Genomic DNA, 26,618 nt, shown 5'->3' on the forward strand with positions numbered 1-26,618 from the left:
AGCTGATGCCGGCGTCGTTCAGCGGCTTCGCATGGCTGGCACGCGCCATGTTGTGGCTGGCGGGCCTGGGCGTGCTTGTGCTCCTTCTTGCCAGCGGCCGCACCACGCCACTGGACGAAGCGCTGTACGACTTGCACGGTCACTATTGGCGCTATACGCCACGCAACGATGTGGTGATCGTCGCTATCGACGCAAAGAGCCTGGATGCGCTGGGCCAATTTCCGTGGCCACGCTCGATACATGCGCGCCTTATCGATCGCCTGACCGCCGCTGGCGTGCGCGGCATCGCCATGGATATCACCATGCCCTCGCCCGATACCGCGCATCCGCAGAACGACCAGTTGCTGGCCGAGGCGATGCACCGCAACGGAAAAGTGGTGATGCCCGTGTTCGCCGAATCGGCGGCACTGGGCGATCCCTTGCAGGAAGCACTGCCGGTGGCGCCGATCGCGCAAAACGTAGCCGCGATCGGTCACGTGGAAGTTGCCAAGGACACCGATGAATGGGTACGTGGCGCGTACCTGAAAGCCGGGCTCGGCAGTCCCTACTGGCCATCGCTGGCACTGGCTCTGGCGCAACTCGACCCTGGCATTCTGGCGACGACGCTTCCGGGCATGCGCAATCCGCTGAACGATGGTGCTTCGCCCTATCAATGGATGCGCGACGACTTCGTGCTGCTGCGCTATGCCGGACCTGCGGGCACGTTCGGGCGCCTGTCCTATGCGGATGTGCTCGACGGCAGCGCCCCGCCCTCGTTGCTGAAGGACCGATGGGTGCTGATCGGTGCGACCGCCGCCGGCTTGGGCGATATCCTGCAAACGCCGGCATCGCCGATGCCCGGTGTGGAATATCAGGCGAACCTGTTCGAATCCCTGCGCCGCGGCCTGCTGGTCACACCGGTGAATTTTCTGGGCCAGTTCGTGATCTCCGGCGCTGCGCTCGCACTGCCGCTGTTGCTGTATGGCGCACCGGGGCTGGGGCGCGGCTGGCGCTTCCTGCTTGCGGCGCTCGGATCGATGCTGCTGCTCTGCCTGGTGCTGCTTCGCCTCTACCATCTGTGGTGGCCGCCTACATCGTGTCTTGCGATCGTGTCGGCCGCATTCGTGACGCATGGCGTGTGGATGCGCCGGCGTTCGAGAGTGCGCTGATCTGACCGAGTCTGATCTAACCGAGTCTGATCTAACCGAGTCTGATCCAACCAAGTGTTGAGAACGTGCTGCCCTGCACTTGCTCAACTCGCCGAGTCCGGCGCACGTCCGGACTAGGGGCCGATGGCCGCTTCTCAACAACCTGCTAATCCACCCATTTCGCATGCCTGGCATTCCAGCGACACCTCCTTTACTTCACGCAGGCGATCACGCTCGTCCTTGAAGCGCATCACGTCGGCGAGGTACACGCGCCGATGTTTGCCGGTCCGGTGAAACGGCAACACGTGATTTTCCAGCAGCTTCACCAAGTACGGGCGCGAAACATGGAGCAGATGCGCTGCCTGCTGCGTGGTCAGCTCGGCCTGGACAGCTAGCACCTGCACCGCGTTGCCAGCCGCCATCTCGGTGAGAATCTGCTGCAGCAGGCGTAGCGCAGAGGTGGGAACCGCTACGTCGCGCGACTGATGGTCGGCATCGAAGATCCAGATCCACTGCGTCTCTGAGCGGGTAACCAGATGGGCCGCCATGTCGCGGCGGCCAAGGTTCGCCGCTTTGATCTCGCGTTCGGTGGGTAGGCTCGCGTTGAAAGTCATGGTGGGCCACTTAAAAAAAAAGGCTGCGGGAACCCGCGTCCCTCTCCCGTGCATGTGCATGACACATGGCAAGGGAGAGGGACACGGCATCACCACGTCATCGCCGCACCTACGCTCATACCCGTATCGCCGCGGGTGTTGCTCGAAAGGTTCAACTTGTAAACCCAGCGACCGCTTTCGCTGATACCGGATACGCCGATCGCGATGCCGGACTCTCCATGGAACGAACCCACCGCTACCGCCGCCGCGTGCTGATTGAGCTGATAGGCCTGCGGCAGACCCGCCATCGCCATCGCCGAAGCAACACCTGCATTGGCATGATTTCGGAGGCTGTGGACCGCCTGATCGGTGTAGCTCTGCGCCCAGTTTTCGGCGGTTTGCATGCCGCTGCCCAATTGGCGAACGTTCACCGCATCGGAAGCCGCATTGCCGTCGGCCACGTTGTGCACCTGTGCCGGTGATGCGGCCGAACCCACGCTGACGCTGCCGTAGTTGACCGAGCCGTCACTGTTGCGGTCGTACTGCACCGACGCTGCCGAAACAGCAGCGAGCTGGCTGACGTTCGCCGCATCGGTGGCTGCCACGCCTGCAGCCACGTTCGTCACGCGACGCTGCATATTGGTCGTACCCATCGATACCACGTTGGCCTGGCCGCCATCGGAGGAGCCGGCACCGATCGCCACCGAGTTGCTGCCGGTGGAGGTGGAGCCTGCACCGAGTGCCGTGCTGCCGACGCTGGTCGCCGTCGTGTTGGCGCCTGCGGCCAGCGTCATCGTATTGGACGCCTTTGCCGAGGGACCGGCGGCCACCGAGTTGTAGCCGGTGGCGCTACTGGCTGCGCCATCGGCGTCGGCCGCGTAGTACATCTGACCGCTGCTGGTGCTTATGCTATTGACCAGATTGTTGATCGTCTGGTTGGTTTGATACAGCTGCGAACCGTTCACCGCGTCGGTGCTGGTGGCTGTTACTGCGCCCGCTCCAACGTTGATGACCTTGCGCTGCTGCGAGGAGGAACCCACCGATACCACGTTCGCCAGGCCACCGTCCGTCGAGCCCGTGCCGATCGCGACAGAGTTGCTGCCGCTGGAGTTCGAGCCGTTGCCGAGCGCGAGGCTCCCATTCCCCGATGCCACCGCGCCGGCACCGCCTGCGGCGGAGTTCGTACCACTCGCCGTAGGTGCGTTGCCTGACCGGTCCCTGCTGATCTGGAATTCTCCGCCGGTACCGTTAGCGACATTGGTGACCTGATTGCCCAGCGCATTCATGGCTTGATTGGTGGCATACAGCTGCGAACCGTTCACTGCGTCGGTGCTGCTGGCCGTGACCTGGCCGGCGGCGACGTTGGTCACCTGGCGTTGCTGCGAGGACGAGCCGACACTGAACACACCCGCCGGCACCGAGCCTGCGTAGTTGTAGACGGTGCCGTTGATCGTGCCGCTCCTGGTCGCCACCGCTGCGCTGCTGACGCTGGAGCCCGTACCGATCGCCACGTTGGAACCGGCGAGACCTGCCGCAATGCTCGCGCCCTGGCCGATCACGGTGGCATTGGCGACACCGTTGTCGGTGGAGCCGTTTCCGACCACGGTGGAATCCGCACCCGTCGCCGAAGCACCAAAACCGCCCGCCGTCGCATTGGCGCCCGACGACAAGGGCATGGTCGACGTCTGCGAGTTGTCGGAAACGAACGGACCGGTTTTGCCGTTGGTGATATTGGCGATCTGCTGGTTCGTCGCGTAGAGCTGCGATCCGTTGACCGCGTCGGTGCTGGTCGCGTTGACCCCACCCGTCGCTACGTTTTTCAGCGTCACCGCAGGAGCGCCAGTACCGCCCAGCGTGATGCTGGTCTTGCTCGCGTTGTCGTACTGCACGGCATTGGCTGCCAACGTACCCAGCTGCGTACCCAGGCCGTTGACTGCCTGATCGGTGGCGTACAGCTGCGAACCGTTCACCGCGTCGGTGCTGCTCGCCGTGACCTGGCCCGCGGCGACATTCGTTATCTGGCGCTGATTGCCGTTCGACCCCACGCTCACCACGCCGATGGGTGCGCCGCCCGCATAGTTGTAGTTCGTGCCGTTGATCGAACCGTTCGGCGTGGCCACGGCATCGCCCGTCACCGCCGAACCCCGGCCCAACGCGACACTCGAACCCGTCAGACCCGATGCAATGCTTGCTCCTTCACCTAGCACGGTCGAACCTGCCACGCCGTTGTCGGTGGATTGATTGCCGAGCACGGTGGAGTTCGCGCCGCCGGCCGATGCGCCATAGCCACCGGCACTGGCATTGCTTCCCGGCGCCACCGGCTGCACCGATGTCACCGCATTGCTCGATACGAAGCCGCTGCTGGCGCCGACGCCGGCAAGGTCGGTGTTGATCGCCTGCAGCGCAGCGCCGACGTTGTTGTATTGCGTGCTGCCGATGGTGTAGCTGGGCGCCGTGAACGTACCGGTGCCGGTGTTATAGCTGGCGCCACCGCCCAGTGCGGTTGCCGCCGACGTACCGAATTTGTTGAAGGCGTTGGCGACGCTGTAAAGCTGTGAACCGTTGACGGCATCGGTGCTGGCAGCGCTCAAGACACCAGCCGCAACGTTCTGGATCTGGCGCTCCTTGCCCGCCGCGCCTATCGATAGCACGCCGTTCGTATCGCTGCTCGCCGCCGCCACTCCCCCCGTCATATCGAAGGTGCCGGCATGCGGTGCCGCCGTGACCGAAGCGCTGCCCAGCGCGACATCGTTGGCGTTGCCGGCGATGGCATTGGAACCCAGTGCGACCGCACTGCCCGCCGTCGCCTGCGCGGTATCGCCCATGGCGATGCCGCCCGCAGCCGTTGCACTGGAGCTGTTACCCAGCGCTAGCGAGCCCTGGCCGATCGCGGTGTTGCTGTTGCCGATCGCCAAGGCGCCATTCGCGGCGGTGGCCCCCAGGCTGTCGCCGGCCGCCACGTTGCTTGCGCCCAGCGCCACGGCACCGGTGCCGTTGGCGATGTTGGGATCGCCGATCGCCACCGCGCCATTGCCCGTCGCCGTCTGCTTATAACCCAGCGCTACCGCACCGTTGCCGGCATTCGCCTTCGATTGATTGCCCATCGCCATGGAGCCGGCGCCTGCGGCGGCGGCAACCACATTGCTGTCACCCAACGCGATCGTGGACGTGGCAAGCGCTTGCGAGCCGTTGCCGATAGCCGTAGCGGTGGCGCCGGTGGCCTTCGCCTGGAAACCCAGCGCCATGGCATAAGCGCCTTGCGCGTTGGTCTGCGAGCCCACAGCGATGGCATTGGTGTTGCCACCGGCGCCCAGGGTGCTGTCGGCCTTGGCCTGCGAGCCGATGGCGATGTCGTTGACGTAGGTCGCTTGAGCGGTGGAGCCCAGCGCCAGCGAGTTGGTTCCGGTAGCGACGGACCCCGCGCCTACCGCCACTGCCAAATCGCCGGTGGCTTTGGTTTGTGAGCCTGTGTCGTAGTAGAGGCCGACATTGGCGTTGTTCGTGTCTGCCGCGCCGATGGCGATGGATCGATAACCTGCCGCATTGGCAGAATCACCCATCGCGACCGCGCTGACGCCATTGGCGTAGGCAACGTTGCCGAACGCAAGCGAGTATTTGCCGTTGGCGGCGCTTTGGCGGCCCATGGCGATGGCGTCGTCGCCGCTGGCGAGCGATGCCACGCCAATCGAAATGGCGGAATTGGCTGTCGACTTGGCGAGTGCGCCAATAGCGACGGAGCCCAGATTTACGGCAGCGGAGCTCTGAAAACCTACGGCCACCCCACCATAGTCAGCCGTTGCGTTGTCGCCTACCGCGGTACCTTTAATGCCATCGTAGATATCGTTGCCGACGCCATTGGGGCTCGGGTTGCCGGGATTTTTGTGATCGAGAACGTTGCCGTTGTTTGTGCCGGCCGCAGCTCCGTTGGTGTTGGAGCCTGAGCCGGATACCGCCGTTTGCGCCCATGCGGCGGGCGCCAATACAAACGAGGCCACGATCGCAGCGGCCAATAAACGTTTCGATACGGCGACCTCGCCGAATGAAGCATCGACGCCGGCCTTATTCCTTGCTTGGATGATGTTCATACGTACCTCGATTGTCGGTAGTGGTTAGCAACGGGGCCGCCGAAACACGCAGCAGCACTCCGCCGCCACGGCTGTGAACCATGCGGTTGAACACGCTTTGCTTGATGTCCCGAAGAATCGCCCGGTGGTGATGAAAGCCCTATCTCATGTCGCGACGCAGAGCGGCATCGCGCATGCAGTTCTTGCCTGATCCCTGGATTCGCCCGTCCCTGCTAGGCGAACGAAGAAGCTCCAGTCGGGGCTAAATGCGTCAAGCGAATCAAATGAAACGCCCCGTGCCTTGGTGCGCATTCTGGATAGCCGCTGAATGAGCCGGCATCAGACAATTCCTAAAAAAGGAGCGGCATGCGTATGGCAGCGATCGCTTGGGAGGCTGTTGAGAAACAGCCTGCCAATAGAGCCCTGTGGGCGACAAACCGGCAGGATTGCCGGTTTGCACGGCGCAAGCCGTCCGCAGGGCGAGGGCCATGGATGGCCCGAGTGACCCGGCGCGATAGGCCGATGCCAAGCGCCCATCGCGCACAGGGTGCGCTCCTACAGGAGCGACCGCGGCGTTGATGTTGGCGTTGGGTAGGGGCTGGCAATCTGCGCAGCAGCGACAACCGTAGGAGCCCACCCTGTGGGCGACAAACCGGCAGGACTGCCGGTTTGCACGGCGTAAGCCGCCAGCAGGGCGAAGGCCATGGATGGCCCGAGTGACCCGGCGCGATAGCGCCGCGCTCAGCGCCTATCGCGCACAGGGTGCGCTCCTATAGGAGCCGTCAGACTTTCGCCTTGGCGATGGCGTGATCGATGCGCTTCAGAGCCTCATCGCGGCCTGCCAGATAGATGGTGTGATCGATCGACGGCGATACTTGGGTACCGGTCATAGCCACACGCAGCGGCTGAGCGATCTTGCCCATGCCTAGCTCCAGCTTGGCAGCTACTTGCTCGATCACCTGATGGATCGGTTCCGGCTGCCATGCGCAATCAACCAGCAGCGCACTAGCCGCTTCGAGTACGGCGACCGCGCTGTCGTTCTGCAGATGCTTGGCCACGGCTTTGTCGTCCCACTCGACGATCGGGCCGTACCAGATCTTCGCGCGCTCGGTCATTTCCTTCAGCGTCTGCACGCGGTCGCGCAGCGCAACGATGACATCGGCCGGTACCGGACCCTTGCTGAAATCGATGCCAGCCTGCGTGAGGTGCCACTCGAACTCAGGCGCCAGCGACTGCGGATCTTCCGTCTTGAGGTAATGCTGGTTGAGCCAGGACAGCTTGGTGAGGTCGAAACGCGATGCCGCCTTGTTGACGTCGGCGATATCGAACAGCTCGATCATCTCCTGCTGCGAGAAGATTTCCTGATCGCCATGCGACCAGCCCAGGCGCACCAGGTAGTTCAGCAACGCGTGCGGGAGGAAGCCGTCGTCGCGGTACTGCATCACGCTGACCGCACCATGGCGCTTGCTGAGCTTCTGGCCATCGGGGCCGAGGATCATCGGCAGGTGCGCGAACTCCGGCACCGGAGCGCCCAGCGCCTGATAGATGTTGATCTGGCGCGGCGTGTTGTTGACGTGGTCGTCGCCGCGGATCACCTCGGTGATGCCCATGTCGATGTCGTCGACCACCACAGCGAAGTTGTAGGTCGGCCAGCCGTCGGAACGGAAGATCACCAGATCGTCCAGCTCAGTGTTGGCCCACTCCACGCGGCCCTTCACCTTGTCGTCGAACACCACCGAACCTTCCAGCGGGTTCTTGAAGCGGATCACGCGGTTCGGATCGTCGCGGTACGGCTCGTTGCGGTCGCGGTAGTAGCCGTTGTAGCGGGGTTTTTCGCCCTTGGCCATGGCGGCCTCGCGCATGGCCTCGATCTCTTCTTTGCTCTCGTAGGCGTAGTAGGCCTTGCCGGCCTTGAGCAGATCGTCGGCCACCTGCTTGTAGCGCTCCAGGCGGTGGGTCTGGTACAGCGGCCCCTCATCGTGCACCAGGCCCAGCCACTGCATGCCGTCGAGGATGGCCTGCACGGCAGCATCCGTTGAACGCTCGCGGTCGGTATCCTCGATGCGCAGTGCAAACTGACCGCCGCGACGGCGCGCTTCCAGCCAGCAATAAAGCGCGGTGCGAGCGCCACCGATATGCAGGAAGCCGGTGGGACTGGGGGCGAAGCGGGTGCGGACGGTCATTGGGGTTTTCTTGGAAGGTGTGGAGCGAAGCGATGGATTTTAGCCGATCTGGCCGGTGGTACCGCGCACTTTTACCGGCCCTGCTCCTGCTGGCCGGCGCCACGCAGGCGCAGGCGCAAGCGGAGGCGGAGGCGGAGGCGGAGGAGGCTCCTGGTTTCGATCGCCCGGGCCTGGGCTTTTCCACCAACCCACTGCACGCCGGCCAGTTCGGCTTTGAGCAAGGACTGCCCGATTGGAGCCGTCATCGTGATGCCGGCACCACCAGTGACTTGGCCACGTACGACAGCCTGCTCCGCTTGGGACTCGGTTCTGGGTTCGAATTGCAGTTGGGCGGCTCGCCCTACAACCGCCTGCGCCAGACTGGCGATGGTCCATCGCAGACCAGCCATGGTCGCGGCGATACCAGCCTGAGCCTGAAATGGGCACCACCATCGTCCAGCGAGGCTTGGAATTGGGGCGTGCTCGGCACGATGGAATTCACTGATGGTGCCCGCAACTTCCGTAGCGACCGGCGCGTCTACACCGTCGGTGCAGTCCTCGACCAGAAGCTCAACGAGCGCACGGACATTAGCTATTTCGCGCAGTGGCAGCGCAGCGGCGGACGGGACAATTATTTGCTGGCACCCGACTACAACTACGAGCTCACCGATCAGGTGGGCGTCTACCTCGAAGCTGCATTTCTACGCGACGCGGACTACCGTAATGGTACTCAGGCAGGTGGCGGGCTCTCCTGGCAGCCGCTGCACAACTTGCAGTTCGACACATGGTTCCGTCACCGCCTCAGCGGACAAGCGGCCACCTGGGAAGCAGGCGTAGGCGTAGCGATGCTGTTCGGCCGCTGAACTCATCGCGCCAAAGAGGCGGCTCCGCGGTGACAGAGCCGTCTCGCGATGGCGTTACTTCACATGCACCGTGATCTTCTTCGACACCACCGCTGGATCGAACGGGATGTGATTCTCGTCGGCCAGTTCCAGCTGCAGCGTGTGCGTGCCTGGCTTCAACTTGATGGTGGTTTCAGTCTGGCCGTTGCCGAAATGGACATGGTTCTCGTCCTTGGCGATCGGCTGGCCGGCCGCGGGCATATCCGTCACGTCGATCAGCAGGTGGTGGTGGCCCGTGCCTTCCTTCTTTACGCCGGCTGGGGCCACACCCATGCCCTTCAGGCCGAAGCTCACCGTGACCTCCTGCCCCACCGTGGCGCCGTCCTTGGGTGAAATGATGTAGACCTCGGCGCCGGCAGGTGCCTTGGTTACCGGCAGCGCGGGAGCATCGGCAGCGAACACTGCCCCGGTCAGGGTGGCCAGGGCCAGGGCGAGCAGGATGCGTTTCATCGTCGGTTCTCCATAGTGACAAGGGCGACCAGTGTAAGCGCCCGGCCATTCAGAAAGCGCCAATGAATCCGCCTATTGGGCGTCTGCGTCACACGGGTGTCATAGGTGCGCCACGCCCCCGAAACGCCGAAAGCCGAACCTACGCCGGGCCAGCACAGGTATTCCCATGCGCATCGGCATCGTCACAGAGACGTATCCGCCAGAAATCAACGGCGTTGCACTCACCGTGCATAGCCTCGCCGCCGGCCTCGCGTCGCGCGGACACACCGTCGACCTGATCCGTCCGCGACAGGCACAACCGTTCAAGGATGAACCCGGCATCGTCGCCGTGGAAATGCGGGGCGCTTCGCTGCCGCGCTATCCAGGGTTGCGCTTCGGCCTCCCCGCCGGGCGCCTGTTGCGCGAACGCTGGACACGTTTACGGCCGGACGCCATCTACGTGGCCACGGAAGGCCCCCTGGGCTGGTCGGCGGTGCGCACGGCGAACAAGCTGGGCATTCCCGCCGCTACCGGTTTCCACACGCGCTTCGACGCTTATGCCAACCATTACGGTGTGGGCTTCCTCACGCCCATCGTGCGCAACTACCTGCGCCGCTTCCATCGGCGAGCCGCGGCCACCCTGGTGCCTACCGATGCCCTGGCGAGCGAACTGAGCGCCCTCGGCGTCGATTCCGCCCGCCTGCTGCGCCGTGCCGTGGATACGCAGTTGTTCCATCCGCGCTACCGCGATGCATCCTTACGCGCCGCTTGGGGCGTCGATGGCAACACGCCAGTGGTGCTCTATGTCGGCCGCATCGCGCCGGAGAAAAATCTCGATCTGGCGGTGCGCACCTTCCGCGCCATCCAGCAACAGGTACCGAAAGCACGCTACGTGTGGGTGGGCGACGGCCCGGCACGTGCCGCATTGCAGGCGGCCCATCCGGATTTCATCTTCGCCGGCATGCAGCGCGGCGAAGCGCTCGCGCGCCACTACGCCAGCGCCGATCTGTTTCCCTTCCCCAGCCTCAGCGAAACCTTCGGCAACGTGATTCTCGAAGCACTGGCCGCCGGCCTGCCGGTGGTGGCCTACGAAGAGGGTGCCGCGCGCGAACACCTCGACACCGGCATCAACGGTTACCGCATTGAAGCCGGCAACGAAACCGCCTTCATCGAGGCGACCACCACCCTGGCCTGCAACGCCAGCCTGATTCGCCACATGGGCCGCGCCGCACAAGCCAGCATCGCCAACCTCTCCCCGGACGCGGTGATCCGCGAATTCGAAACCCTGTTGAGCGAACTGGCCAAGGAGCACAGCGATGAACACCCTACCGCCGCTGCACACGCCTAATTTGCCGGCCGGCCCGCGCTTCGCAATCGATCGCCGGATCTGTGTTGCCGCCAATCATTGGGGAGCACGTCGCGCCGTGGGTGTGTTCTTCGGCATCATCAGCCGACTCGGCGATGGTGTGTTCTGGTATGCGCTGATGCTCGCGTTGGCACTGATCGATGGCCGACGCGGCCTGCTCGCCGCCGTGCAAATGGCCGTCACTGGCCTCACCGCTCTGCTGCTGTATCGCCTGCTCAAGCGCTGGACGCGCCGGCCGCGACCGTTCCGCGCCTGCCCCGGCGTGATCGCGCACGTGCCACCGCTGGACGAATTCAGTTTCCCCTCGGGCCACACGTTGCAAGCGGTGAGCTTCACCATCGTCGCGCTGGCCTGGTATCCGCTGCTGGCACCGCTGCTGCTGACTTTCACCACGCTCATCGGTGCATCGCGCGTGATTCTCGGCCTGCACTATCCGAGCGATGTGCTCGCGGCGACGGTCATCGGCAGTGCGCTCGGCGCGCTGTCGTTGTGGCTGATGCCGATGGCGCATTGGATGCACTGATACAAGCTGCTGTGCATTTCATAAGCACGACGTCACACCTGTCTTTAAGATCAGACAGATAGACCACCTATCCACAGCCTTTACCCACAGCCCTCCACAATCCCTGTGGAAAACCGCGCATTTCGCGCAGGTTTGTTGGGCAAAACTTCGACACGTTGTAGCAAGTGGTTGTCGACAAAGGTGTCGATGCACGTTGTCCACAGGCTTACATGCACAACATCCACAAGCGCTGTGGAAAACCTTGCTCGACACACGCCAGGCGCGCTGGCGAAAACTTCATCACTGCGTACCAAGTGCTTGTCGACAAAGGTGCATAACGTGTTTGTCCACAGGCTTACGCAAACAACATCCACAGCCGCTGTGGACAACATGCACGCCACCACGCACGGTGTGACCAAAACATCGACAGTGTGTGCGAAGCGTTGTTGGCACAAGCACTTGGAGTGCTTTTCCACAGGCTTACCCGAAGAACATCCACAGCGGCTGTGGACAACGTGCTTCCTGATTAGCGTCGACTCTCAGCTGATGCGGTTTTGCCCCTCCCCTTGCTTGCGACGCAAAGCTAGTCCCGTGGGACAGGGGGAGGCTGGGAGGGGGTGAACCCTTGCGAAAACCTCTCCCGAAACGCTTTCTCAAGTACTCACCCCTCCCCAGCCCTCCCCTGCAAGCAAGGGAGGGAGCTAACCGCACGCGTAGCTGAAAGTCGACGCTAATCAGGACGTGCCTTGCCGATGCCTGAAACGACGATGCCGCCTTTCGGCGGCATCGTTTGGATCGTCATGGCGACGCGATCAAGCGGCGCGCGGCGCCTTAGTCAGAATGCCAAGCAAGTCGGCCAGCTTGTCGCGCATCTCGCGGCGATCGACGATCAGATCGATCGCACCATGCTCAACCAGGAACTCCGAACGCTGGAAACCTTCCGGCAACGTCTCGCGCACCGTCTGCTCGATCACGCGCGGACCGGCGAAGCCAATCAACGCCTTCGGCTCGGCGACATTGATGTCGCCCAGCATGCCGAGGCTGGCGGACACGCCACCGGTGGTTGGATGCGTGAGCACGCTGATATACGGCACGCCAGCATCGCGCAGGCGTGCGAGTGCGGCCGAGGTCTTGGCCATCTGCATCAGCGAGAACAGTGCCTCCTGCATGCGCGCGCCGCCGGTGGCGGAGAAACACACCAGCGCGCTCTTGTCGGCTAGCGCGCGCTCAGCGGCACGCGTGAACTTCTCACCTACTACGGAGCCCATCGAGCCGCCCATGTAGGAGAACTCGAACGCCACCGCCATCAGCGGGCGGCCCTTGAGCTTGCCGCTCATGGCCAGCAGCGCGTCTTTCTCGCCGGTGGATTTCTGCGCCGCCACGATGCGGTCGCGGTACTTCTTGGAGTCGCGGAACTTCAGCGGATCGGTGGGCTCCATGCTGGCCCACAGTTCCTGCGCCGAGCCTTCATCGAGGAAGGCGTCCAGACGCGCGCGCGCGTCGATGGCATGGTGATGGCCGCACTTGGGGCAGACCATCAGGTTGCGCTCCAGCTCCGGCCGGTACAGCACGGTGCCGCAGCCGCCGCACTTCTCCCACACGCCTTCGGGCACCTTGCCCTTGCCGCCGTTGGAGCTTTGCGTGCGTGCACGCGGGGTCATGATTTTCTGTAGCCAGTTCATCGCAACACCTCAAACGTTCCTGACCTGACCGATCCCTTCAAACCAGCCAGCGTCAAACCAGCTAGGGACCGTATCAATGTGCGTCGAGCGCGGCCCGTATCGGTTGCAGGAAGTCCTGCACGCGGCTGGCGATGTCGCCGGCCTGTGCCGCCCCCGCCAGCCGTTCGACCAGCGCGCTGCCGATGACTACCGCATCGGCAAACCCGGCAATGGCCTTCGCACTGTGCGCATCGCGCACGCCGAAACCCACAGCCACCGGCGCCTTCGCGCGGGCTCGGATGTCGGCCACGCGGGCCGCGATATCCGAGGTACTCAAACGCCCCGCGCCAGTGATGCCGGCAAACGACACATAGTACAGGAAACCCTCCGCCAACCCGCACAGCTGCGCCATACGCGCGGGTGCGGTGGTGGGCGCCGCCAGCAGGATTTGCTGCAGACCCACGGCCTTCAGCGGCGTCAGCACGGCGGATTCTTCCAGCGGGCAATCCACTAGCAACACGCCATCCACACCGGCTTTCACGGCTTCCTGTGCGAAACGCTCGTAGCCATGGATCTCGACGGGATTGAGGTAGCCCATCAACACCACCGGCGTCTCCGCGTCGCGCTGGCGGAACTCGGCGACCCAGCGCAGCACATCGCCGAGCCCCACGCCCTTGGCAATGGCGCGCTCGCTGGCGTGCTGGATCACTGGGCCGTCAGCCATCGGGTCGGAGAACGGCACGCCGAGCTCAATCAGATCGGCGCCCGCGTCGACCAGGGCATGCATCAGCGCGACGGTGTGCACCGGCGCGGGATCGCCTGCGGTGACGAACGGAATCAGGCCGGTGCGGCCGGCGGCTTTCAACGCGGCGAAACGACGGTCGATGCGGCTCATACCTGCACTCCTTCGCGCGCGGCAATAGTGTGCACGTCCTTGTCGCCGCGGCCGGATAGGTTGCACAGCACGAGTCGATCCTTCGGCATTTCGCGGGCCAGCTTCATTGCCTGCGCCACGGCATGACTGGATTCGAGCGCGGGGAGGATGCCCTCGGTGCGCGCCAGCAGATGAAAGGCTTCCAGCGCTTCGTCATCGGTAACGCCTACGTATTCGGCTCGCCCGGCGTCTTTCAGGAACGCATGCTCGGGACCGACACCCGGGTAATCCAAACCGGCGGAGATCGAATGCGTTTCGGTGATCTGGCCGTTGTCGTCGCACAACACATAGGTGCGATTGCCATGCAGCACGCCAGGACGGCCCGCGGCCAGCGAAGCGGCGTGATGCCCGGTGGCGATGCCCTCGCCCGCCGCTTCCGCGCCAACGATGCGCACGTTCGCATCGTTGAGGAAGGCGTGGAACAGGCCGATCGCGTTCGAGCCACCGCCGACGCAGGCGGTGAGCACATCCGGCAGGCGGCCGTATTGCGTCAGCATCTGCTCGCGCGCCTCGCGGCCTACGATGGCGTTGAAGTCGCGCACCATCATCGGATACGGATGCGGACCGGCCACGGTGCCGATGATGTAGAAGGTGTCGGCAACGTTGGTCACCCAATCGCGCATCGCCTCGTTCAGTGCGTCCTTCAGCGTCTTCGACCCCGACGTCACCGGCACTACTTCAGCGCCGAGCAGCTTCATGCGGTAGACGTTGATCTTCTGCCGCTCGATGTCGACCGCGCCCATGTAAACCACGCACTTCAGTCCGAAGCGGGCCGCCACCGTGGCGGTGGCCACGCCGTGCTGGCCGGCACCGGTCTCGGCGATCACACGCGGTTTACCCATACGCTTGGCGACCAGCGCCTGGCCGATGGTGTTGTTGATCTTGTGCGCGCCGGTGTGATTCAGATCCTCGCGCTTGAGCAGGATCTGCGCGCCGCCGACGTGCTTCGACAGCCGCTCGGCGTGATAGATGGGGCTGGGCCGGCCCACGTAGTACTTCAGATCACGGTCCAGCTCGGCCAGGAATTCGGGGTCTTCGCGCAGGCGCAGATAAGCCTCGGTGAGTTCCTCCAACGGCGCCATCAGGGTTTCGGCGACGAACTGGCCGCCGTAAGCGCCGAAACGGCCGTGTTCGTCGGGCCAGCGGTGGAAATCCTGGGTGGTGGACATGTGCGAATTCCTCTGCGGAAAGCCGCCACGGGGGTCGCGCCCCAATGACTCGGCAAGCCGCAAAATTACCGCGAAGCACCCTGCCGGGGAAAGCGATAAGATCGCCACGACCTGTTAGAAAAACTCACCAATCCATGCAACGCGACCTGCCGCCCCTCAATGCCCTGCGCGCCTTTGAAGCCACGGCTCGACTGGAAAGCGTCAGCCAAGCGGCGCAGGAGCTGCACGTTACCCACGGCGCTGTGAGCCGTCAGATCCGTGTTCTGGAAGACGACCTGGGCAGCGCCCTGTTCCGCCGACAAGGCCGTGGACTGGTACTTACCCCCGCCGGCCAACGCCTGCGCGATGCCAGCGCCGCCGCATTCGCCCAATTGCGCGATGCGTGCGAACAATTGCGCGGCCATGCAGCCCAAACACCGTTCGTGCTCGGTTGCCCGGTCAGCCTGCTCACGCGCTGGATGATTCCGCGGCTGGAGCGGCTGATGGCCGAACTTCCCGAACTGAACCTGCATCTGCGCCCCCAGGAAATCCCATTCGATGAGGCACTGACAGGGCTGGATGCCGCCCTGCTCGCTGCCGCGCCGCCGTGGCCGGCCGGATGGCACGTGTTTCCGCTGGCGCGGGAACGCATCGGCCCCGTGCTCAGCCCTCGTTTTGCGCAAACGCATGGGCTGCTGCATAGCGATCCCTCGGCCGTACTGGGGCAACGGCTATTGCATACCGCGTCGCGCCCGCACGCCTGGCAGTCCTGGATGGAAAGCCAGCATCTGCCCATGGAAAAACTGCATTTCAGCCAGAGCTACCCGCACCTGTATCACCTGATTGAGGCCGCCGTGGCGGGACTCGGCGTGGCGATCGCGCCCGCGCAAATGGTCGCCGACGACCTGGCGAGCGGCCGTCTGCTTGCTCCCTGGGGCTTTCAGGACACGGCGGCGCAATGGGTTCTGGCCGTACCTTCTCGCGCACCGACATCACGTCTGATGCCACTCGCCACCTGGCTAGAGGCCGAGTTCACTGCGCATGAAAAGCTGCCAGCAGCGAACGGTCAAAGATAACGGCGAATGGTTTCACGCAACTGGGTCACGCGTTCGGCATCGAGCGGCCCGAGCATGCCACGACGAGTAGGCGGAATATGCGCGGCAGGGTCTTCATCATTGAACACGTAGTGGTCGAGCAGTCCGCGCCACGCATCGCGCTCGGCGGGCGGAAGCGACTTGAAGCCGAGAATGCAATGCAGCAGGCAGCCCAATAGCGTTTGTGGCACATGACCACTGCCCAGCCCGGGCTTCCACCAATAGTTCACCAGCGCATTGACCTTTCCCAGAGAGGTCACGTGGTGCCACCACATCGGCGGGATGTAAATGGCGTCACCGGGTTGCAGATCAGCCACCAGCGCTTGCTCCAGCGCGAGCTTCAAGCGCGGAAAGCGGGGATCATCGGGGCGGTCGAGCCGAGCGATGCTGATCGCCGCACCGGTCGGCGCGAAATCCAGCGGGCCGATATACAGATTGCTTATTTGATCCGGCGCAAACAGCGTGAACCTTCTCGCGCCGCCGACCACGCAGGCGATGTTGTGGAATTCGTCGAAATGAGCCGGCGTGGTGACCTGGTTGCCGATCCAGATGCGCGGCTGGATGTTCCGGTCGAGGAACGGAATCGTGTGCTCTTCCAGAAACCCGGGCAGGCAGGCGGCAATCGGCGCGCTCTGCATGGCCAGCCCCGGCGGGTTTTCCCGCTGGCTGAAGTGCAGCAATTGCTTCAAGCCGAATGAGACGGAAATACGGTCGTGACTGAAATTGAAGGCGTCGAAGTCGGCGCTGTAACCAATCACGCCTTCCTCTTCGGGCTTCATCAACAGCGCATCGACCACCGTCCCGTTATCGAACGCAGCCAGCTTGCTGGCGAAAGCCAAGTCGGACTCCGCCGCCGCGGACACGATGGGCCAATGCTTGGCCAGGCCGCGAATGACAACGGGACGTTCGTGACCCACGATGGCGCCGAGCACATCGGCGTGACCGTCAGTACGGAACTCCTCCATAGGGACTGGCATCGTGTTACCCGGCTGCGACTTGGGTAACCCGCTCCGGACGCAATGAATGACTCATTCCATCACCTCCCAACGGCCACCTTTTTGTGGACCGACAAATTTCAGTTTTCCGGCCTTCACCAGTTTGGCGCTGGCCATCTCGACAGCACGAACGGAACGACCAATCAGAGCAGCAGCCTCGGCGAGTGTCATTTCCGGGTTCTGCCGCAGCAACGTCAACAGGGCCGCCGAAGTTTTCACCGAAGTTTTCACCGAAGTTTTCACCGAAGTTTTCACCGAAGCTTCGGTCGATGCCTCGCCAACTGCTACCGGGTTCAGGGTGCGAAGGTAGCCCGCCGCGAACGCGAACTCCAGCCACAGCTCACCCGTTTCGACGCGTAGCTGTGGCTCGGGCGTGCCGGCCTCCTGGCACGCCTGAAAGATGCGCTGAATACCTCGACCCCAGGCTTCGATCTCGCCGGCGCGAAAGAAGGTATTGGCGATGTCCGGGTTAAAGGGCTGCGAAGGGTGTTCGCCGCGCAGCTTTTGTACTGTCCAACCCTGTGGCAGCAGCGCCGGGTTCCACAAGCTCAACCGATCGTCGTAAACGCGAATTTGCACCGGCGCCGCCACTGCGTAATCGCGATGCACCAGCGCATTCAGCAGGGCCTCGCGCATAGCGGCTTGTGGCACCGGAAAGCGCTCGATACGCTGGATGCCCTCGTAGCTGATCGCAGCCTTGAAGTATTTGGTGTACAGCAGATCCAGCGTCTTGTGCACTTGGGAAAACAGATCGCCGGATATTTCGTCGTGATACGCCAGATCCGTTGACGAGCGGAAATAGCCGATCTTCACGAACGCGCCGGTCACGAACGCCGTTGGCTCTGGATGGAACAGCAGCACCGCCGCCCGCTTGAGGTAGGCACCTTCGGCAAGCCTGAGCTTTTCGAGCAATACCGCATCCGGCGCCTCCAACAACTCGGCAGAGAGGCGACCACTCTTCAATGCGCGTTGGCGAAACTGCCGAATGCTGGCGGCATCCAGTGCCGTCAGCATCACACCGGGCAACGGTACCGCATCCCAATGGCGTCCTTGCTTGCGCAATAGAAACTGATCCAGCGCGGCATTCTTGAGTTCCTGCCGAGTGCTGCCACTGCGCACGTGGTATTCGCCCTTGTAGCTCACTGGGTACAGCGACGCGGACACGGCGATGTCCAGCCATTCCTTGCCATCGGTCACGTGCAGATTCACCGGCACGATCAGGCCCAGCACATCGCGGATCTTATTGGGCAGGTCTTCCAGTAGCTTGCGAGCGTTGGGGATACCAACGAGCTGACCCGCATCGTCTTTGCCGATCACCAGCACCCCGCCATCGGCATTGGCAAAGGCGCAGATCCACTTCAGATACTCGTCGCGCCAGGATTCCTTCCATTCGAGATGCTGGTGTTCGGTCATACCAGTCGCGTCTTCCCGGTCAGTAGCTCTTGCATCATGCCTTGTTTGAGGGCGCGGGTTCCGGCGAGGCGGGCTCCGAGGGCGGTCAGTTCTGCGTCCATGCCGGAGAGAACGGTGGCGATGGCAGTTTGTTCTTCAACGCTCGGCAACCTCATTTCGACACCCTGGAAGAAAGGCCGAAGGCTCAGTCAGTCCACCGCCCGAACCGCCTCGATAAATGCCAGCATCTTGTCGTAGTCCTTGACCCCCAGCACGGACTCAATCCCGCTGGATACATCGACCGCCCACGGCCGAGCCACGCGCACGGCACTACCTACGTTTACAGGCGTCAGGCCACCGGCCAGTATCAAAGGCTGCTGCACATCGCGCGGCATCAGTGACCAATCGAACGCCTTGCCACTGCCACCGGCTTCACCCAGCCCATGGCCATCCAGCAGCAGCCCCGTGGCTCTCGGATACGCGTGCAGCTGTTCCAGGGCCGCAGCGCCCTCACCCATCGCAATCGCCTTCAGATACGGCAGGCCGAACTGCGCACACCAGGCGTCGCTTTCGTTGCCGTGGAACTGCAGCAGTGACGGCTGCACGGTATCGACGATGGCCCGAACGAAGTCCGCCTCGTCATCCATGCACAGAGCCACCGTAGTCACAAACGGAGGCATGGCATCGACAATGGCCTTGGCCTGGGCCAGCGATACCTGCCGCTTGCTGCGCGCGGTTAGCACCACGCCGATGGCATCGGCACCGAGCTGCGCTGCGAGCAAGGCATCCTCGATGCGCGTCATGCCGCAGCACTTGATGCGGGTCATTGGCTCACCTCCGCAGGCAGTCCCCAATGCGCTTCGTAACGGGGACCAAGGAAAGTCAGCCCCGAGGACGGTGCCGTTGGCCCGGCCACCTCGCGATTACGGCCGGCCAGCAACTCGCCCACCCACGCCATGGGTTGCTCGCCGCGCCCCACCGGCAGCAGCGAGCCGACAATATTGCGCACCATGTGATGCAGGAACGCATTCGCCTCGATCTCGACGATCACCTGCTCGTCTTCGCGTCGGACGCTCACCGCCAGCACGGCGCGACGTGCGTGCGCAGCCTCGCAGGACACGGCACGGAACGCACTGAAATCATGCTCGCCGATCAGCATCTGCGCGGCTTCATGCATGCGGGCGGCATCCAGCGGATGGCGTTCCCAGGTGACATAGCGCGCGTCCAGCGCTGCGCGGACTGGACGATTCAAAATGCGATAGCGATAACGTCGACTGCGCGCGGAAAAGCGCGCGTGAAAATCATCCGGCACCAGCTGCGCCCACAGCACGGCGACGCTGGTCGGCAGATTGGAGCAGGCGCCAAGAATCCAGCCACGCAGATCGCGCTGCGCCTCGGTGTCGAAATGCACCACCTGGCAACGCCCATGCACACCGGCATCCGTACGGCCCGCACAGGTGACATCCACCGGATGTGCCGCGACGAACGACAGCGCCCGCTCTAACGCCCCCTGCACCGTGGCGCCATGGGTCAGCCGCTGCCAACCGAGAAAATCGGTGCCGTCGTATTCGATGCCCAGGGCAATGCGCATGGAGGAAAGCGGGTCCTGCTAAACGAAGAGCACAGATTAGTAGGAGCGCACCCCCTGATCGAGTCCGAGGCAGGCTCTGTGCGCGAATCGGGCGCGACGGCGACCGTCATGCGTGGGTCGCCCACAGGGTGGGCTCCTACAAACAAACGGGCCGGCAAGGCCGGCCCGTCGGGTACACGTGTGGTCAGAGGCTGGCTCAGCGAATGCCGTCGAGCAGCTTCCGCGCCACGTCTTTCTGTATCTGGCTGCCTTCGTGCAGGACTTCATCCAGCATGGCGCGGGCGCCATCCGGATCGCCCATATCGAGGTAGGCGCGGGCCAGGTCGAGCTTGGTGTCGGCCGGATCGTCGTTGAACTCTCCGTTCTCATGCGACTGGCCGCTGCCGGCCAGGCTGTGCCCATGCTCGGTCTGCGCCTCCTCCTCGACATCAGCGAACTGCCAGCTGGAAGCGGCGGCGCGATGCTCGTCTTCGACCTGGGCGGCCGGCGCGGCGACCGGCCCAGCGCCATTGAGCGGACGGGGCGTGAGATCGAAGTCGAAGTGGTACTCGCTGACCTTCTGGCTCTTCGACGCCACCGGAGCGGCCGGGATCGGCGGGATGTCGGAATGCTCGTCGGCGTAACTGCCTAGATCGAAGTGGTGGAGCGCATCGTGCTCATCTTCGTTCTGAGGCGGCAGCGGTGGCGCAGCCTCATGCGCGTGCGCGAACAGCGGGTGACCCGGAACCAGGTCCTCGCCCATGTGCACGACGTCCTGCCATTCCGGCTGATCAGGCCCGGAGATGTGGGCGTGCATGGCCTCGGCTGCCGCCTCGAAATGATCGACGTCGCGACGGCTGTAGTAGAGGCTTACCAGTTCGAGGTGCAGGCCGACGTTATCGGGATGCTCCGCGAGCTGATCGAGCAGCTCGTCCTGGTCGGGATCCGCATCGCCGACGGTCGGCGTCGCGCCGAAACGGTCGGCCAGGGACGAGAACGAGGCGGCCGTGGCGGCTGCCGGCGCTGCCTTCTTGCGGCGACCCAACAGGGCGCCGAAGAGCAATAGAACGGCGGCGCCGCCACCCGCGGCCAGCGCCCAGGTCTGGGTATACCAGGGTTCTTCCGGAGCCGGTGCCGGGGCCGGAGCCGGCTTGGCCACCGGCGGCTTGACGGCGGGCTTGGCCGGCTCGGCGGCCGGCGCACTCGCCACGGCAGCGGTGCCGGCGTGAGCCGGGCTGACGGCTACTGGCGGCGTCACGGCAAGGGCTGGGCCCTCCGAGGCCTGGGTCGGCGCGGCCGGCTTCACACTGCTGGCGGCCACGGCCGGGGCGGCCTCTTTCGCCGCGACCGGCGTAGCGGCAGCGGCTGCCTTGATGTCTTTCGATTCGACCGGCGCGGCAGCCGCAGGCTTGGCCCCAGCGGCAGGCTCGACCGGCATGTTGGCGGCCTTGCGGGCCTCCGCCAGCTTGTGCTCCAGCTCGGCGATCTCGTTGTCCTTGAGCGACAACAGTTTCGTGTTCTTGGTGTTGATGCCTTCCAGGTCCTTGAGCCGTGACTTCAGCTCATTGCCCTGCTGCTCCAGCGAGGCCAGAGCCTCCTGGCTGCGCAACAAGTCCTGGTGCAGGCCCGCCGCACCCTTGCCATCCTTGCCGGCGCGGGTGTCGCTGCCCTGACCACCTTCCTTGGCCGGCACCAGGGCCAGGCGGTCGGAGGTGTCGGTCTTGGCTGACGTCGGCGCCGTGGAAGCCGAAGGACGCGTACCGGCATCGGCCACGCTGGTCGTCGTGCGCGCAGCGCCGGAGCGCCAGTCGCCGTTTTGGCGACGAACTTCAGCCACAGCAGCGGCCACGGCCATCGCCTGCGCGTCTTCGCGCGACGGTACGCGCAACACGGCACCGGTTTTCAGCGCGTTGATGTTGTCGCGGTAGAAGGCGTCCGGGTTGGCCTGTTTCAGCGCCAACAGCATCTGGTTGACATCGACGCCGGCTGGCGCGGTGGCTTTGGCAATGCCGGACAGGGTCTGGCCGCGCTCGACCGGACCAAACTTACCCGCGGCGCCTGCCGCGCTCGGCTGGGCCGACGCCTGCTGTTTGGCAGGCTTGGCTGCGACCGGCTTGGGGACAGCCGCCTGTTCAGTGGCGGCCGGGGCAGCTGCCGCGTGACGCGATGGCTTGGAGGCGGCCGGCGCCTGAGTCGGCGCACGGGTCTCGGGCGCCGCGGCGGCTGTCGCACTCGGCGGATCAAGCAGAATGGCGAACTCGCGGACGCTCTTGCCGCTGGAACTACTCACTTCGACCAGCAGGTCGAGGTAAGGGTCGTTCACGGGCGCGCTGCTGGTGATGCGAATGAACTTCCGGCCATTACCGGCATCCACCACGCTGAACTGCAGCGGGAGGCTGGGCACTCCGCCGCTGATGCCGGCGTGGGCGAACTCCTCGCCGGAGGCCAGCTTGGCGGAGAGGTTCTGCAACTCCGACGGGTGCTCGGGATTCAACGGGATTTCGGCCAGCAGCGGCTGACCCAGGGCCGACTTGATCTGGATCTGGCCCAGCTCAAGCGCAGCTGCCTGGCCGCTGCCCACGGCAAGCGCCAGCAGCACCGACAGTTTCAATGAACGGTTCATCGCGTGTTCCCCCGAACTACCCCGTGACGTGTCTTATTGGGTCGCCGCTCAAAGGCGGTGACTACCCACAACGAGGCGTCACTTTAAGTTAGACAAAGGCCAGACAACAATAGCCGTGGCCGATATTTACAACGCATTGCTGCGACTTGTTCTTGATATGGGCAGGCTCAGGGCTGCCCTCTGGAAGCCGCCGACGCCCCCTTCAATTCCCTCAACTGCCGCTGCAGCTCGGCGATGGTCTTGTCCTGCTGCTGCATCTTCTGGTCAGCCTCGCGGCTTTTCGACTCCTGCGCGGCCACATCCTGCTGCAGGCGTTCCAACTCGGCGCCGCGCTTGGCCATACGCTGGGCGATGTCCGCCTCAGCGAGCGGCTTCGCCCCTTTAGGCGATACCTCAGTTGCCCAAGCTGGAACCATGACCCACAAACCACACAAGACCAAACCAAAAAACATTCGCCGCATTACAGGTAATCCTCAATCAGCAGTTCGGCAATCTGCACCGCGTTCAGCGCGGCGCCCTTACGTATGTTGTCGGCCACGATCCACAGGTCCAGACCGCGCTCGTGCGAGATGTCTTCGCGGATACGCCCCACGAACACAGGGTCCTTGCCCGCTGCATCGCCCACGGGAGTGGGATAACCGCCGGCCTTGCGCTCGTCCTGCACCACCACGCCTGCGGCCGACTCGAGCAGTTCGCGCGCGTGTTCGGCCGTGATCTTGTCGCGGGTCTCGATGTGCACCGCCTCGGCATGGCCGTAGAACACCGGCACGCGCACCGCGGTCGGATTCACCTGGATGCTGTCGTCCTCCAGGATCTTGCGCGTCTCCCACACCATCTTCATTTCTTCCTTGGTGTAGCCATTGGGCTGGAAGTCGTCGATGTGCGGGATCACGTTGAAGGCGATCTGCTTGGGGAACTTGCCTGCCTCCACTTCCTGGAAGCTGAGCAGCGCGGCGGTCTGCTTGCCCAGTTCTTCCATGCCTGAGCGGCCGGCGCCGGAGACGGACTGGTAAGTGGCCACGTTGATGCGCTCGATACCCGCCTCGCGATGAATCGGCGCCAGCGCCACCAGCATCTGCATGGTCGAGCAGTTCGGGTTCGCGATGATGCCGCGGTTGGTGTATTGCGCGATCGCGTGCGGGTTCACTTCGCTGACCACCAGCGGGATATCGTCCTGGTAGCGGTATTCCGAGGTGTTGTCGATAACTACGGCGCCCGCGGCGGCAGCGCGCGGCGCATGCTCGCGGCTGACCGAGCCGCCGGCCGAGAAGAAGGCGATATCCACGCCGTCGAAGTCGTAGTCGGCAAGGTTGCGCACGGTGATCGATTTACCGCCGAACTCGACTTTGCCGCCCGCCGAACGCTCGCTGGCCAGCGGCACCAGCTCGCTGATCGGGAATTCGCGCTCGGCGAGGATCGCCAGCAGGGTTTCACCCACGGCGCCTGTCGCGCCGACCATCGCCACCTTGTAGCTGCTCTTCTTGCTCATGATCCGGTATCAGGTAAAGAAAATCGGAGAACCGTCCGTACGGGGCCGATTTCCACACTTATGGAAATCTAGCCGGGGTCGCCTGCAAAACAATACGCGATCTGCCTGGGCGTGAATGGCATCACGCTTTGACATCAATGTCTGGGCCAACGCGCCATCACTTCTGGATTCAAAGGCGTCGCGGGGTGGCCAGCATGCGGCCCGTGACCCAGCGCAGCCAGCACATTATCAGCTGCGAGGCTGGCCATGGCGCGGCGGGTATCTTCGCTGGCGCTGGCAATGTGCGGGCTGAGCAGCGCATTGTCCAAGCTCAGCAGGTCCGGATGCACCGCCGGCTCACCTTCAAAAACGTCCAGTGCCGCGGCCGCCAGCCGGCCCTCGCGCAAGGCCGCGGCCAGTGCCACCTCGTCCACGATGCCGCCGCGGGCAACGTTCACCAGCACCGCCGTGCGCTTCATCAGGGCCAGTTCGGGCGCACCGATCGCATGGTGGTTCGCCTTGTTGTAGGGCAAAACCAGAATCAAGTGATCGGCCTGTTTCAGAAGGCTTTCCTTGCCGACCAGGGTTGCGCGGCATTCGCGCTCGATGGGCTCAGGCAGGCGCGAGCGATTGTGGTAGAGCACCCGCATATCGAAGCCGGCGGCGCGGCGGGCAATGGCCTGGCCGATGCGCCCCATGCCAAGGATGCCAAGGGTTTTGCCGTGCACATCGACACCCAGCCAGTCGTCGAAACGCATGTGACTGCCCCACTGTCCTGCGCGCAACCAACGCTCGGCCGCGCTGACCCGGCGAGCCGCCGCGAGCATCAATGCCCAGGCGTAGTCGGCCACGGTTTCATTGAGTACATCGGGCGTATTGCAGGCGAGGACGCCGGCACGGGTCAGCGCCGGCACGTCGAGATTGTTGTAACCCACGGCGAGGTTGGCGATCACGCGCAGGCGCTGGTTGCCTTCCAGCACGGCGGCATCCACGCGATCAGCCAGACCCAGCACGGCGCCGTCAACGGCCAGCAGGCGCTCGCGCAACTGCTCGGGCATATGCCTGCGCTCGATGGCTTCGGCCTGTACGTCGAAGTGTTCGGACAACCGCGCCAGCACATCGGGAAACAAGGGGCGCGAGACCCAGACTTTCGGTTTTGCAGTCATCGGCTTTCTTCAACGCGAAGCTTGGGGGACAAAGGCGCGGGGGCGCGCCACCACGGTCAGGGCAACCGGGGTTCTATCTCGCCCACATCGCCGCATTGGGCGCGATGGCGCAGGGCGTGGTCCATCAGCACCAGGGCCATCATCGCTTCGGCGATCGGGGTGGCGCGGATACCGACGCAGGGATCGTGGCGTCCCTTGGTCACCACCTCGACCGACTCGCCAGCCAGATTCACGCTATGGCCAGGAATCAGGATGCTCGAAGTCGGCTTGAGCACGATGGACGCGGTCACCGCCTGCCCCGTGCTGATGCCGCCGAGAATGCCGCCGGCATGATTGGACGCAAAGCCATCCATGCTCATCTCATCGCGATGCTGGCTGCCGCGCTGCGTGACGGCCGCGAAACCATCGCCGACTTCCACACCCTTCACCGCATTGATCGACATCAGCGCACTGGCGAGATCGCCATCCAGCTTGCCGTAGATCGGCTCGCCCCAACCCGGCGGCACGCCTTCGGCGACCACGTTGACGCGCGCGCCGACTGAGTCGCCGGATTTGCGCAAGGCGTCCATCGCTTTTTCCAACTGTGGCACCTGAGCGGCATGCGGCCAGAAGAATGGGTTCTGTTCCACCGCATCCCAATCGAAGCCTTCCGCTGCTATATCGCCAAGCTGCGCCAGATAACCGCGCACGCGCACACCGTAACGTTCGGCCAGCCACTTCTTGGCGATCACCGCCGCTGCGACGCGCATGGTGGTTTCGCGCGCAGACGAACGTCCGCCGCCGCGCGGATCGCGAATGCCGTACTTCTGCCAATAAGTGTAATCGGCATGGCCAGGGCGGAAGGTGCTGGCGATATCGCCGTAATCCTTGCTGCGCTGATCGGTGTTCCGAATCAGCAGCGCAATCGGCGTACCCGTGGTTTTGCCTTCATAGACGCCGGAGAGAATCTCGACATCGTCAGCCTCACGTCGCTGCGAAGTGTGCCGGCTTTTTCCGGTGGCGCGGCGATCGAGGTCGGTGCGGAATTCGTCCTCGTGGATCGCCAGGCCGGGCGGGCAGCCGTCGATCACACAGCCGATGGCCGGACCGTGGCTTTCGCCGAAGGTGGTGACGGTGAAAAGCTTGCCGAAGGAGTTACTGGACACGGAAGGATAGACGTCTGGGCGGGAAGCGCCACAGCTTACCCGCGATGGGCGATGGACGCTTGCGGCAAGGGCCTTATCGCGCCCCCTGGGAACAGCCTGATCAGCGTCGAATCTCAGCTGGCGCGGTTTTCTCCTCCCCTTGCTTGCGACGCAAAGCTAGTCCCGTGGGACAGGGGAGGCCGGGAGGGGGTGAACACTTGCGAAAGCCTCCCCCAAACGCTTTCTCAAGTACTCACCCCTCCCCAGCCCTCCCCTGCAAGCAAGGGAGGGAGCTAAC

At 64.1% G+C, this 26,618-nt stretch carries 21 protein-coding genes; 5 read left to right on the forward strand and 16 right to left on the reverse strand.

Annotated elements, in window-relative coordinates; translation table 11 throughout:
- The first annotated feature begins 5 nt into the window (after positions 1-5).
- A complete protein-coding gene (locus tag OUZ45_RS05650; protein ID WP_266168961.1) occupies positions 6-1,148 on the forward strand; it encodes a CHASE2 domain-containing protein in 1,143 nt (380 codons plus the stop codon).
- 134 nt (positions 1,149-1,282) lie between these two features.
- On the opposite strand, the gene OUZ45_RS05655 is transcribed toward OUZ45_RS05650, so the two are convergent.
- The 3 genes from OUZ45_RS05655 to gltX all read right to left on the reverse strand — a co-directional run bounded on the left by OUZ45_RS05655 (position 1,283) and on the right by gltX (position 7,967).
- Complete coding sequence (locus tag OUZ45_RS05655; protein ID WP_266168962.1) at positions 1,283-1,741, reverse strand: helix-turn-helix domain-containing protein; 459 nt, start codon at positions 1,739-1,741, stop codon at positions 1,283-1,285.
- A gap of 89 nt (positions 1,742-1,830) precedes the next feature.
- A complete protein-coding gene (locus OUZ45_RS05660; protein ID WP_266168963.1) occupies positions 1,831-5,805 on the reverse strand; it encodes a YadA-like family protein in 3,975 nt (1,324 codons plus the stop codon).
- A gap of 761 nt (positions 5,806-6,566) precedes the next feature.
- Entirely contained in the window at positions 6,567-7,967 is a 1,401-nt protein-coding gene (gltX, locus tag OUZ45_RS05665) for a glutamate--tRNA ligase (RefSeq protein WP_266168964.1), read from the reverse strand.
- A 32-nt stretch (positions 7,968-7,999) separates the two neighbouring features.
- Between gltX and OUZ45_RS05670 the strand changes: the two genes are divergently transcribed.
- Positions 8,000-8,809 (forward strand): transporter, encoded by an 810-nt coding sequence (locus OUZ45_RS05670; protein WP_266168965.1) that lies wholly within the window; start codon positions 8,000-8,002, stop codon positions 8,807-8,809.
- A 54-nt stretch (positions 8,810-8,863) separates the two neighbouring features.
- Here OUZ45_RS05670 and OUZ45_RS05675 read toward each other — a convergent pair whose 3' ends face one another.
- Complete coding sequence (locus tag OUZ45_RS05675; RefSeq protein WP_266168966.1) at positions 8,864-9,298, reverse strand: DUF4399 domain-containing protein; 435 nt, start codon at positions 9,296-9,298, stop codon at positions 8,864-8,866.
- 166 nt (positions 9,299-9,464) lie between these two features.
- Here OUZ45_RS05675 and OUZ45_RS05680 point away from each other — a divergent pair, with 166 nt between their 5' ends.
- Both OUZ45_RS05680 and OUZ45_RS05685 read left to right on the forward strand, forming a co-directional pair.
- On the forward strand, positions 9,465-10,625 hold the full coding sequence (locus OUZ45_RS05680; RefSeq protein WP_266168967.1) for a glycosyltransferase family 4 protein: 1,161 nt from the start codon (positions 9,465-9,467) through the stop codon (positions 10,623-10,625).
- Positions 10,594-11,166: a phosphatase PAP2 family protein gene (locus OUZ45_RS05685; RefSeq protein WP_266168968.1), complete on the forward strand. Its 573-nt coding sequence runs from the start codon at positions 10,594-10,596 to the stop codon at positions 11,164-11,166. Before OUZ45_RS05680 ends, OUZ45_RS05685 begins: the two co-directional genes overlap by 32 nt.
- A gap of 791 nt (positions 11,167-11,957) precedes the next feature.
- Here OUZ45_RS05685 and accD read toward each other — a convergent pair.
- The 3 genes from accD to trpB form a co-directional block, all read right to left on the reverse strand.
- The gene (gene accD / locus OUZ45_RS05690) at positions 11,958-12,827 is read right to left on the reverse strand and encodes an acetyl-CoA carboxylase, carboxyltransferase subunit beta (RefSeq protein ID WP_266168969.1); all 870 of its coding nucleotides are present in this window, start codon (positions 12,825-12,827) and stop codon (positions 11,958-11,960) included.
- Between the two features lie 73 nt (positions 12,828-12,900).
- Positions 12,901-13,701 (reverse strand): tryptophan synthase subunit alpha, encoded by an 801-nt coding sequence (gene trpA / locus OUZ45_RS05695; RefSeq protein WP_266168970.1) that lies wholly within the window; start codon positions 13,699-13,701, stop codon positions 12,901-12,903.
- Positions 13,698-14,909 carry a tryptophan synthase subunit beta gene (gene trpB / locus OUZ45_RS05700; RefSeq protein WP_266168971.1) on the reverse strand — a complete coding sequence of 404 codons (1,212 nt, stop codon included), beginning with the start codon at positions 14,907-14,909 and terminating at the stop codon, positions 13,698-13,700. Before trpB ends, trpA begins: the two co-directional genes overlap by 4 nt.
- Positions 14,910-15,043: 134 nt before the next feature.
- On the opposite strand from trpB, the gene OUZ45_RS05705 reads away from it, so the two are divergent.
- Positions 15,044-15,964 (forward strand): LysR family transcriptional regulator, encoded by a 921-nt coding sequence (locus OUZ45_RS05705; RefSeq protein WP_266168972.1) that lies wholly within the window; start codon positions 15,044-15,046, stop codon positions 15,962-15,964.
- Here OUZ45_RS05705 and OUZ45_RS05710 read toward each other — a convergent pair.
- The 9 genes from OUZ45_RS05710 to aroC all read right to left on the reverse strand — a co-directional run bounded on the left by OUZ45_RS05710 (position 15,955) and on the right by aroC (position 26,341).
- On the reverse strand, positions 15,955-16,959 hold the full coding sequence (locus OUZ45_RS05710; RefSeq protein ID WP_266168973.1) for a cupin-like domain-containing protein: 1,005 nt from the start codon (positions 16,957-16,959) through the stop codon (positions 15,955-15,957). The two genes, OUZ45_RS05705 and OUZ45_RS05710, sit on opposite strands and share 10 nt — an antisense overlap.
- A gap of 51 nt (positions 16,960-17,010) precedes the next feature.
- Positions 17,011-18,390, reverse strand: a complete 1,380-nt coding sequence (locus OUZ45_RS05715) for an ATP-binding protein (protein ID WP_266168974.1) — start codon at positions 18,388-18,390, stop codon at positions 17,011-17,013.
- 188 nt (positions 18,391-18,578) lie between these two features.
- Complete coding sequence (locus OUZ45_RS05720; RefSeq protein ID WP_266168975.1) at positions 18,579-19,196, reverse strand: phosphoribosylanthranilate isomerase; 618 nt, start codon at positions 19,194-19,196, stop codon at positions 18,579-18,581.
- Entirely contained in the window at positions 19,193-19,960 is a 768-nt protein-coding gene (truA, locus tag OUZ45_RS05725; RefSeq protein ID WP_266168976.1) for a tRNA pseudouridine(38-40) synthase TruA, read from the reverse strand. Before truA ends, OUZ45_RS05720 begins: the two co-directional genes overlap by 4 nt.
- Before the next feature lie 196 nt (positions 19,961-20,156).
- Positions 20,157-22,562 (reverse strand): motility hub landmark protein FimV, encoded by a 2,406-nt coding sequence (locus OUZ45_RS05730; RefSeq protein WP_266168977.1) that lies wholly within the window; start codon positions 22,560-22,562, stop codon positions 20,157-20,159.
- 167 nt (positions 22,563-22,729) lie between these two features.
- Positions 22,730-23,023: a hypothetical protein gene (locus OUZ45_RS05735; RefSeq protein WP_266168978.1), complete on the reverse strand. Its 294-nt coding sequence runs from the start codon at positions 23,021-23,023 to the stop codon at positions 22,730-22,732.
- On the reverse strand, positions 23,023-24,051 hold the full coding sequence (locus OUZ45_RS05740) for an aspartate-semialdehyde dehydrogenase (RefSeq protein ID WP_266168979.1): 1,029 nt from the start codon (positions 24,049-24,051) through the stop codon (positions 23,023-23,025). The genes OUZ45_RS05735 and OUZ45_RS05740 overlap by 1 nt, the downstream gene beginning before the upstream one ends.
- A 134-nt stretch (positions 24,052-24,185) precedes the next feature.
- On the reverse strand, positions 24,186-25,196 hold the full coding sequence (locus tag OUZ45_RS05745) for a 2-hydroxyacid dehydrogenase (RefSeq protein WP_266168980.1): 1,011 nt from the start codon (positions 25,194-25,196) through the stop codon (positions 24,186-24,188).
- A gap of 56 nt (positions 25,197-25,252) precedes the next feature.
- On the reverse strand, positions 25,253-26,341 hold the full coding sequence (gene aroC / locus OUZ45_RS05750; protein ID WP_266168981.1) for a chorismate synthase: 1,089 nt from the start codon (positions 26,339-26,341) through the stop codon (positions 25,253-25,255).
- Between the last annotated feature and the right edge of the window lie 277 nt (positions 26,342-26,618).

It is taken from the genome of Dyella subtropica, assembly GCF_026283965.1.
Lineage (GTDB): Bacteria > Pseudomonadota > Gammaproteobacteria > Xanthomonadales > Rhodanobacteraceae > Dyella_D > Dyella_D subtropica.

Bases quoted from the DNA above. Each gene is read 5' to 3' on its own strand.
- OUZ45_RS05650 (WP_266168961.1), top strand. From the start codon at position 6: ATGCCGGCGTCGTTCAGCGGCTTCGCATGGCTGGCACGCGCCATGTTG.
- OUZ45_RS05655 (WP_266168962.1), bottom strand. From the start codon at position 1,741: ATGACTTTCAACGCGAGCCTACCCACCGAACGCGAGATCAAAGCGGCG.
- OUZ45_RS05660 (WP_266168963.1), bottom strand. From the start codon at position 5,805: ATGAACATCATCCAAGCAAGGAATAAGGCCGGCGTCGATGCTTCATTC.
- gltX (WP_266168964.1), bottom strand. From the start codon at position 7,967: ATGACCGTCCGCACCCGCTTCGCCCCCAGTCCCACCGGCTTCCTGCAT.
- OUZ45_RS05670 (WP_266168965.1), top strand. From the start codon at position 8,000: ATGGATTTTAGCCGATCTGGCCGGTGGTACCGCGCACTTTTACCGGCC.
- OUZ45_RS05675 (WP_266168966.1), bottom strand. From the start codon at position 9,298: ATGAAACGCATCCTGCTCGCCCTGGCCCTGGCCACCCTGACCGGGGCA.
- OUZ45_RS05680 (WP_266168967.1), top strand. From the start codon at position 9,465: ATGCGCATCGGCATCGTCACAGAGACGTATCCGCCAGAAATCAACGGC.
- OUZ45_RS05685 (WP_266168968.1), top strand. From the start codon at position 10,594: ATGAACACCCTACCGCCGCTGCACACGCCTAATTTGCCGGCCGGCCCG.
- accD (WP_266168969.1), bottom strand. From the start codon at position 12,827: ATGAACTGGCTACAGAAAATCATGACCCCGCGTGCACGCACGCAAAGC.
- trpA (WP_266168970.1), bottom strand. From the start codon at position 13,701: ATGAGCCGCATCGACCGTCGTTTCGCCGCGTTGAAAGCCGCCGGCCGC.
- trpB (WP_266168971.1), bottom strand. From the start codon at position 14,909: ATGTCCACCACCCAGGATTTCCACCGCTGGCCCGACGAACACGGCCGT.
- OUZ45_RS05705 (WP_266168972.1), top strand. From the start codon at position 15,044: ATGCAACGCGACCTGCCGCCCCTCAATGCCCTGCGCGCCTTTGAAGCC.
- OUZ45_RS05710 (WP_266168973.1), bottom strand. From the start codon at position 16,959: ATGCCAGTCCCTATGGAGGAGTTCCGTACTGACGGTCACGCCGATGTG.
- OUZ45_RS05715 (WP_266168974.1), bottom strand. From the start codon at position 18,390: ATGACCGAACACCAGCATCTCGAATGGAAGGAATCCTGGCGCGACGAG.
- OUZ45_RS05720 (WP_266168975.1), bottom strand. From the start codon at position 19,196: ATGACCCGCATCAAGTGCTGCGGCATGACGCGCATCGAGGATGCCTTG.
- truA (WP_266168976.1), bottom strand. From the start codon at position 19,960: ATGCGCATTGCCCTGGGCATCGAATACGACGGCACCGATTTTCTCGGT.
- OUZ45_RS05730 (WP_266168977.1), bottom strand. From the start codon at position 22,562: ATGAACCGTTCATTGAAACTGTCGGTGCTGCTGGCGCTTGCCGTGGGC.
- OUZ45_RS05735 (WP_266168978.1), bottom strand. From the start codon at position 23,023: ATGCGGCGAATGTTTTTTGGTTTGGTCTTGTGTGGTTTGTGGGTCATG.
- OUZ45_RS05740 (WP_266168979.1), bottom strand. From the start codon at position 24,051: ATGAGCAAGAAGAGCAGCTACAAGGTGGCGATGGTCGGCGCGACAGGC.
- OUZ45_RS05745 (WP_266168980.1), bottom strand. From the start codon at position 25,196: ATGACTGCAAAACCGAAAGTCTGGGTCTCGCGCCCCTTGTTTCCCGAT.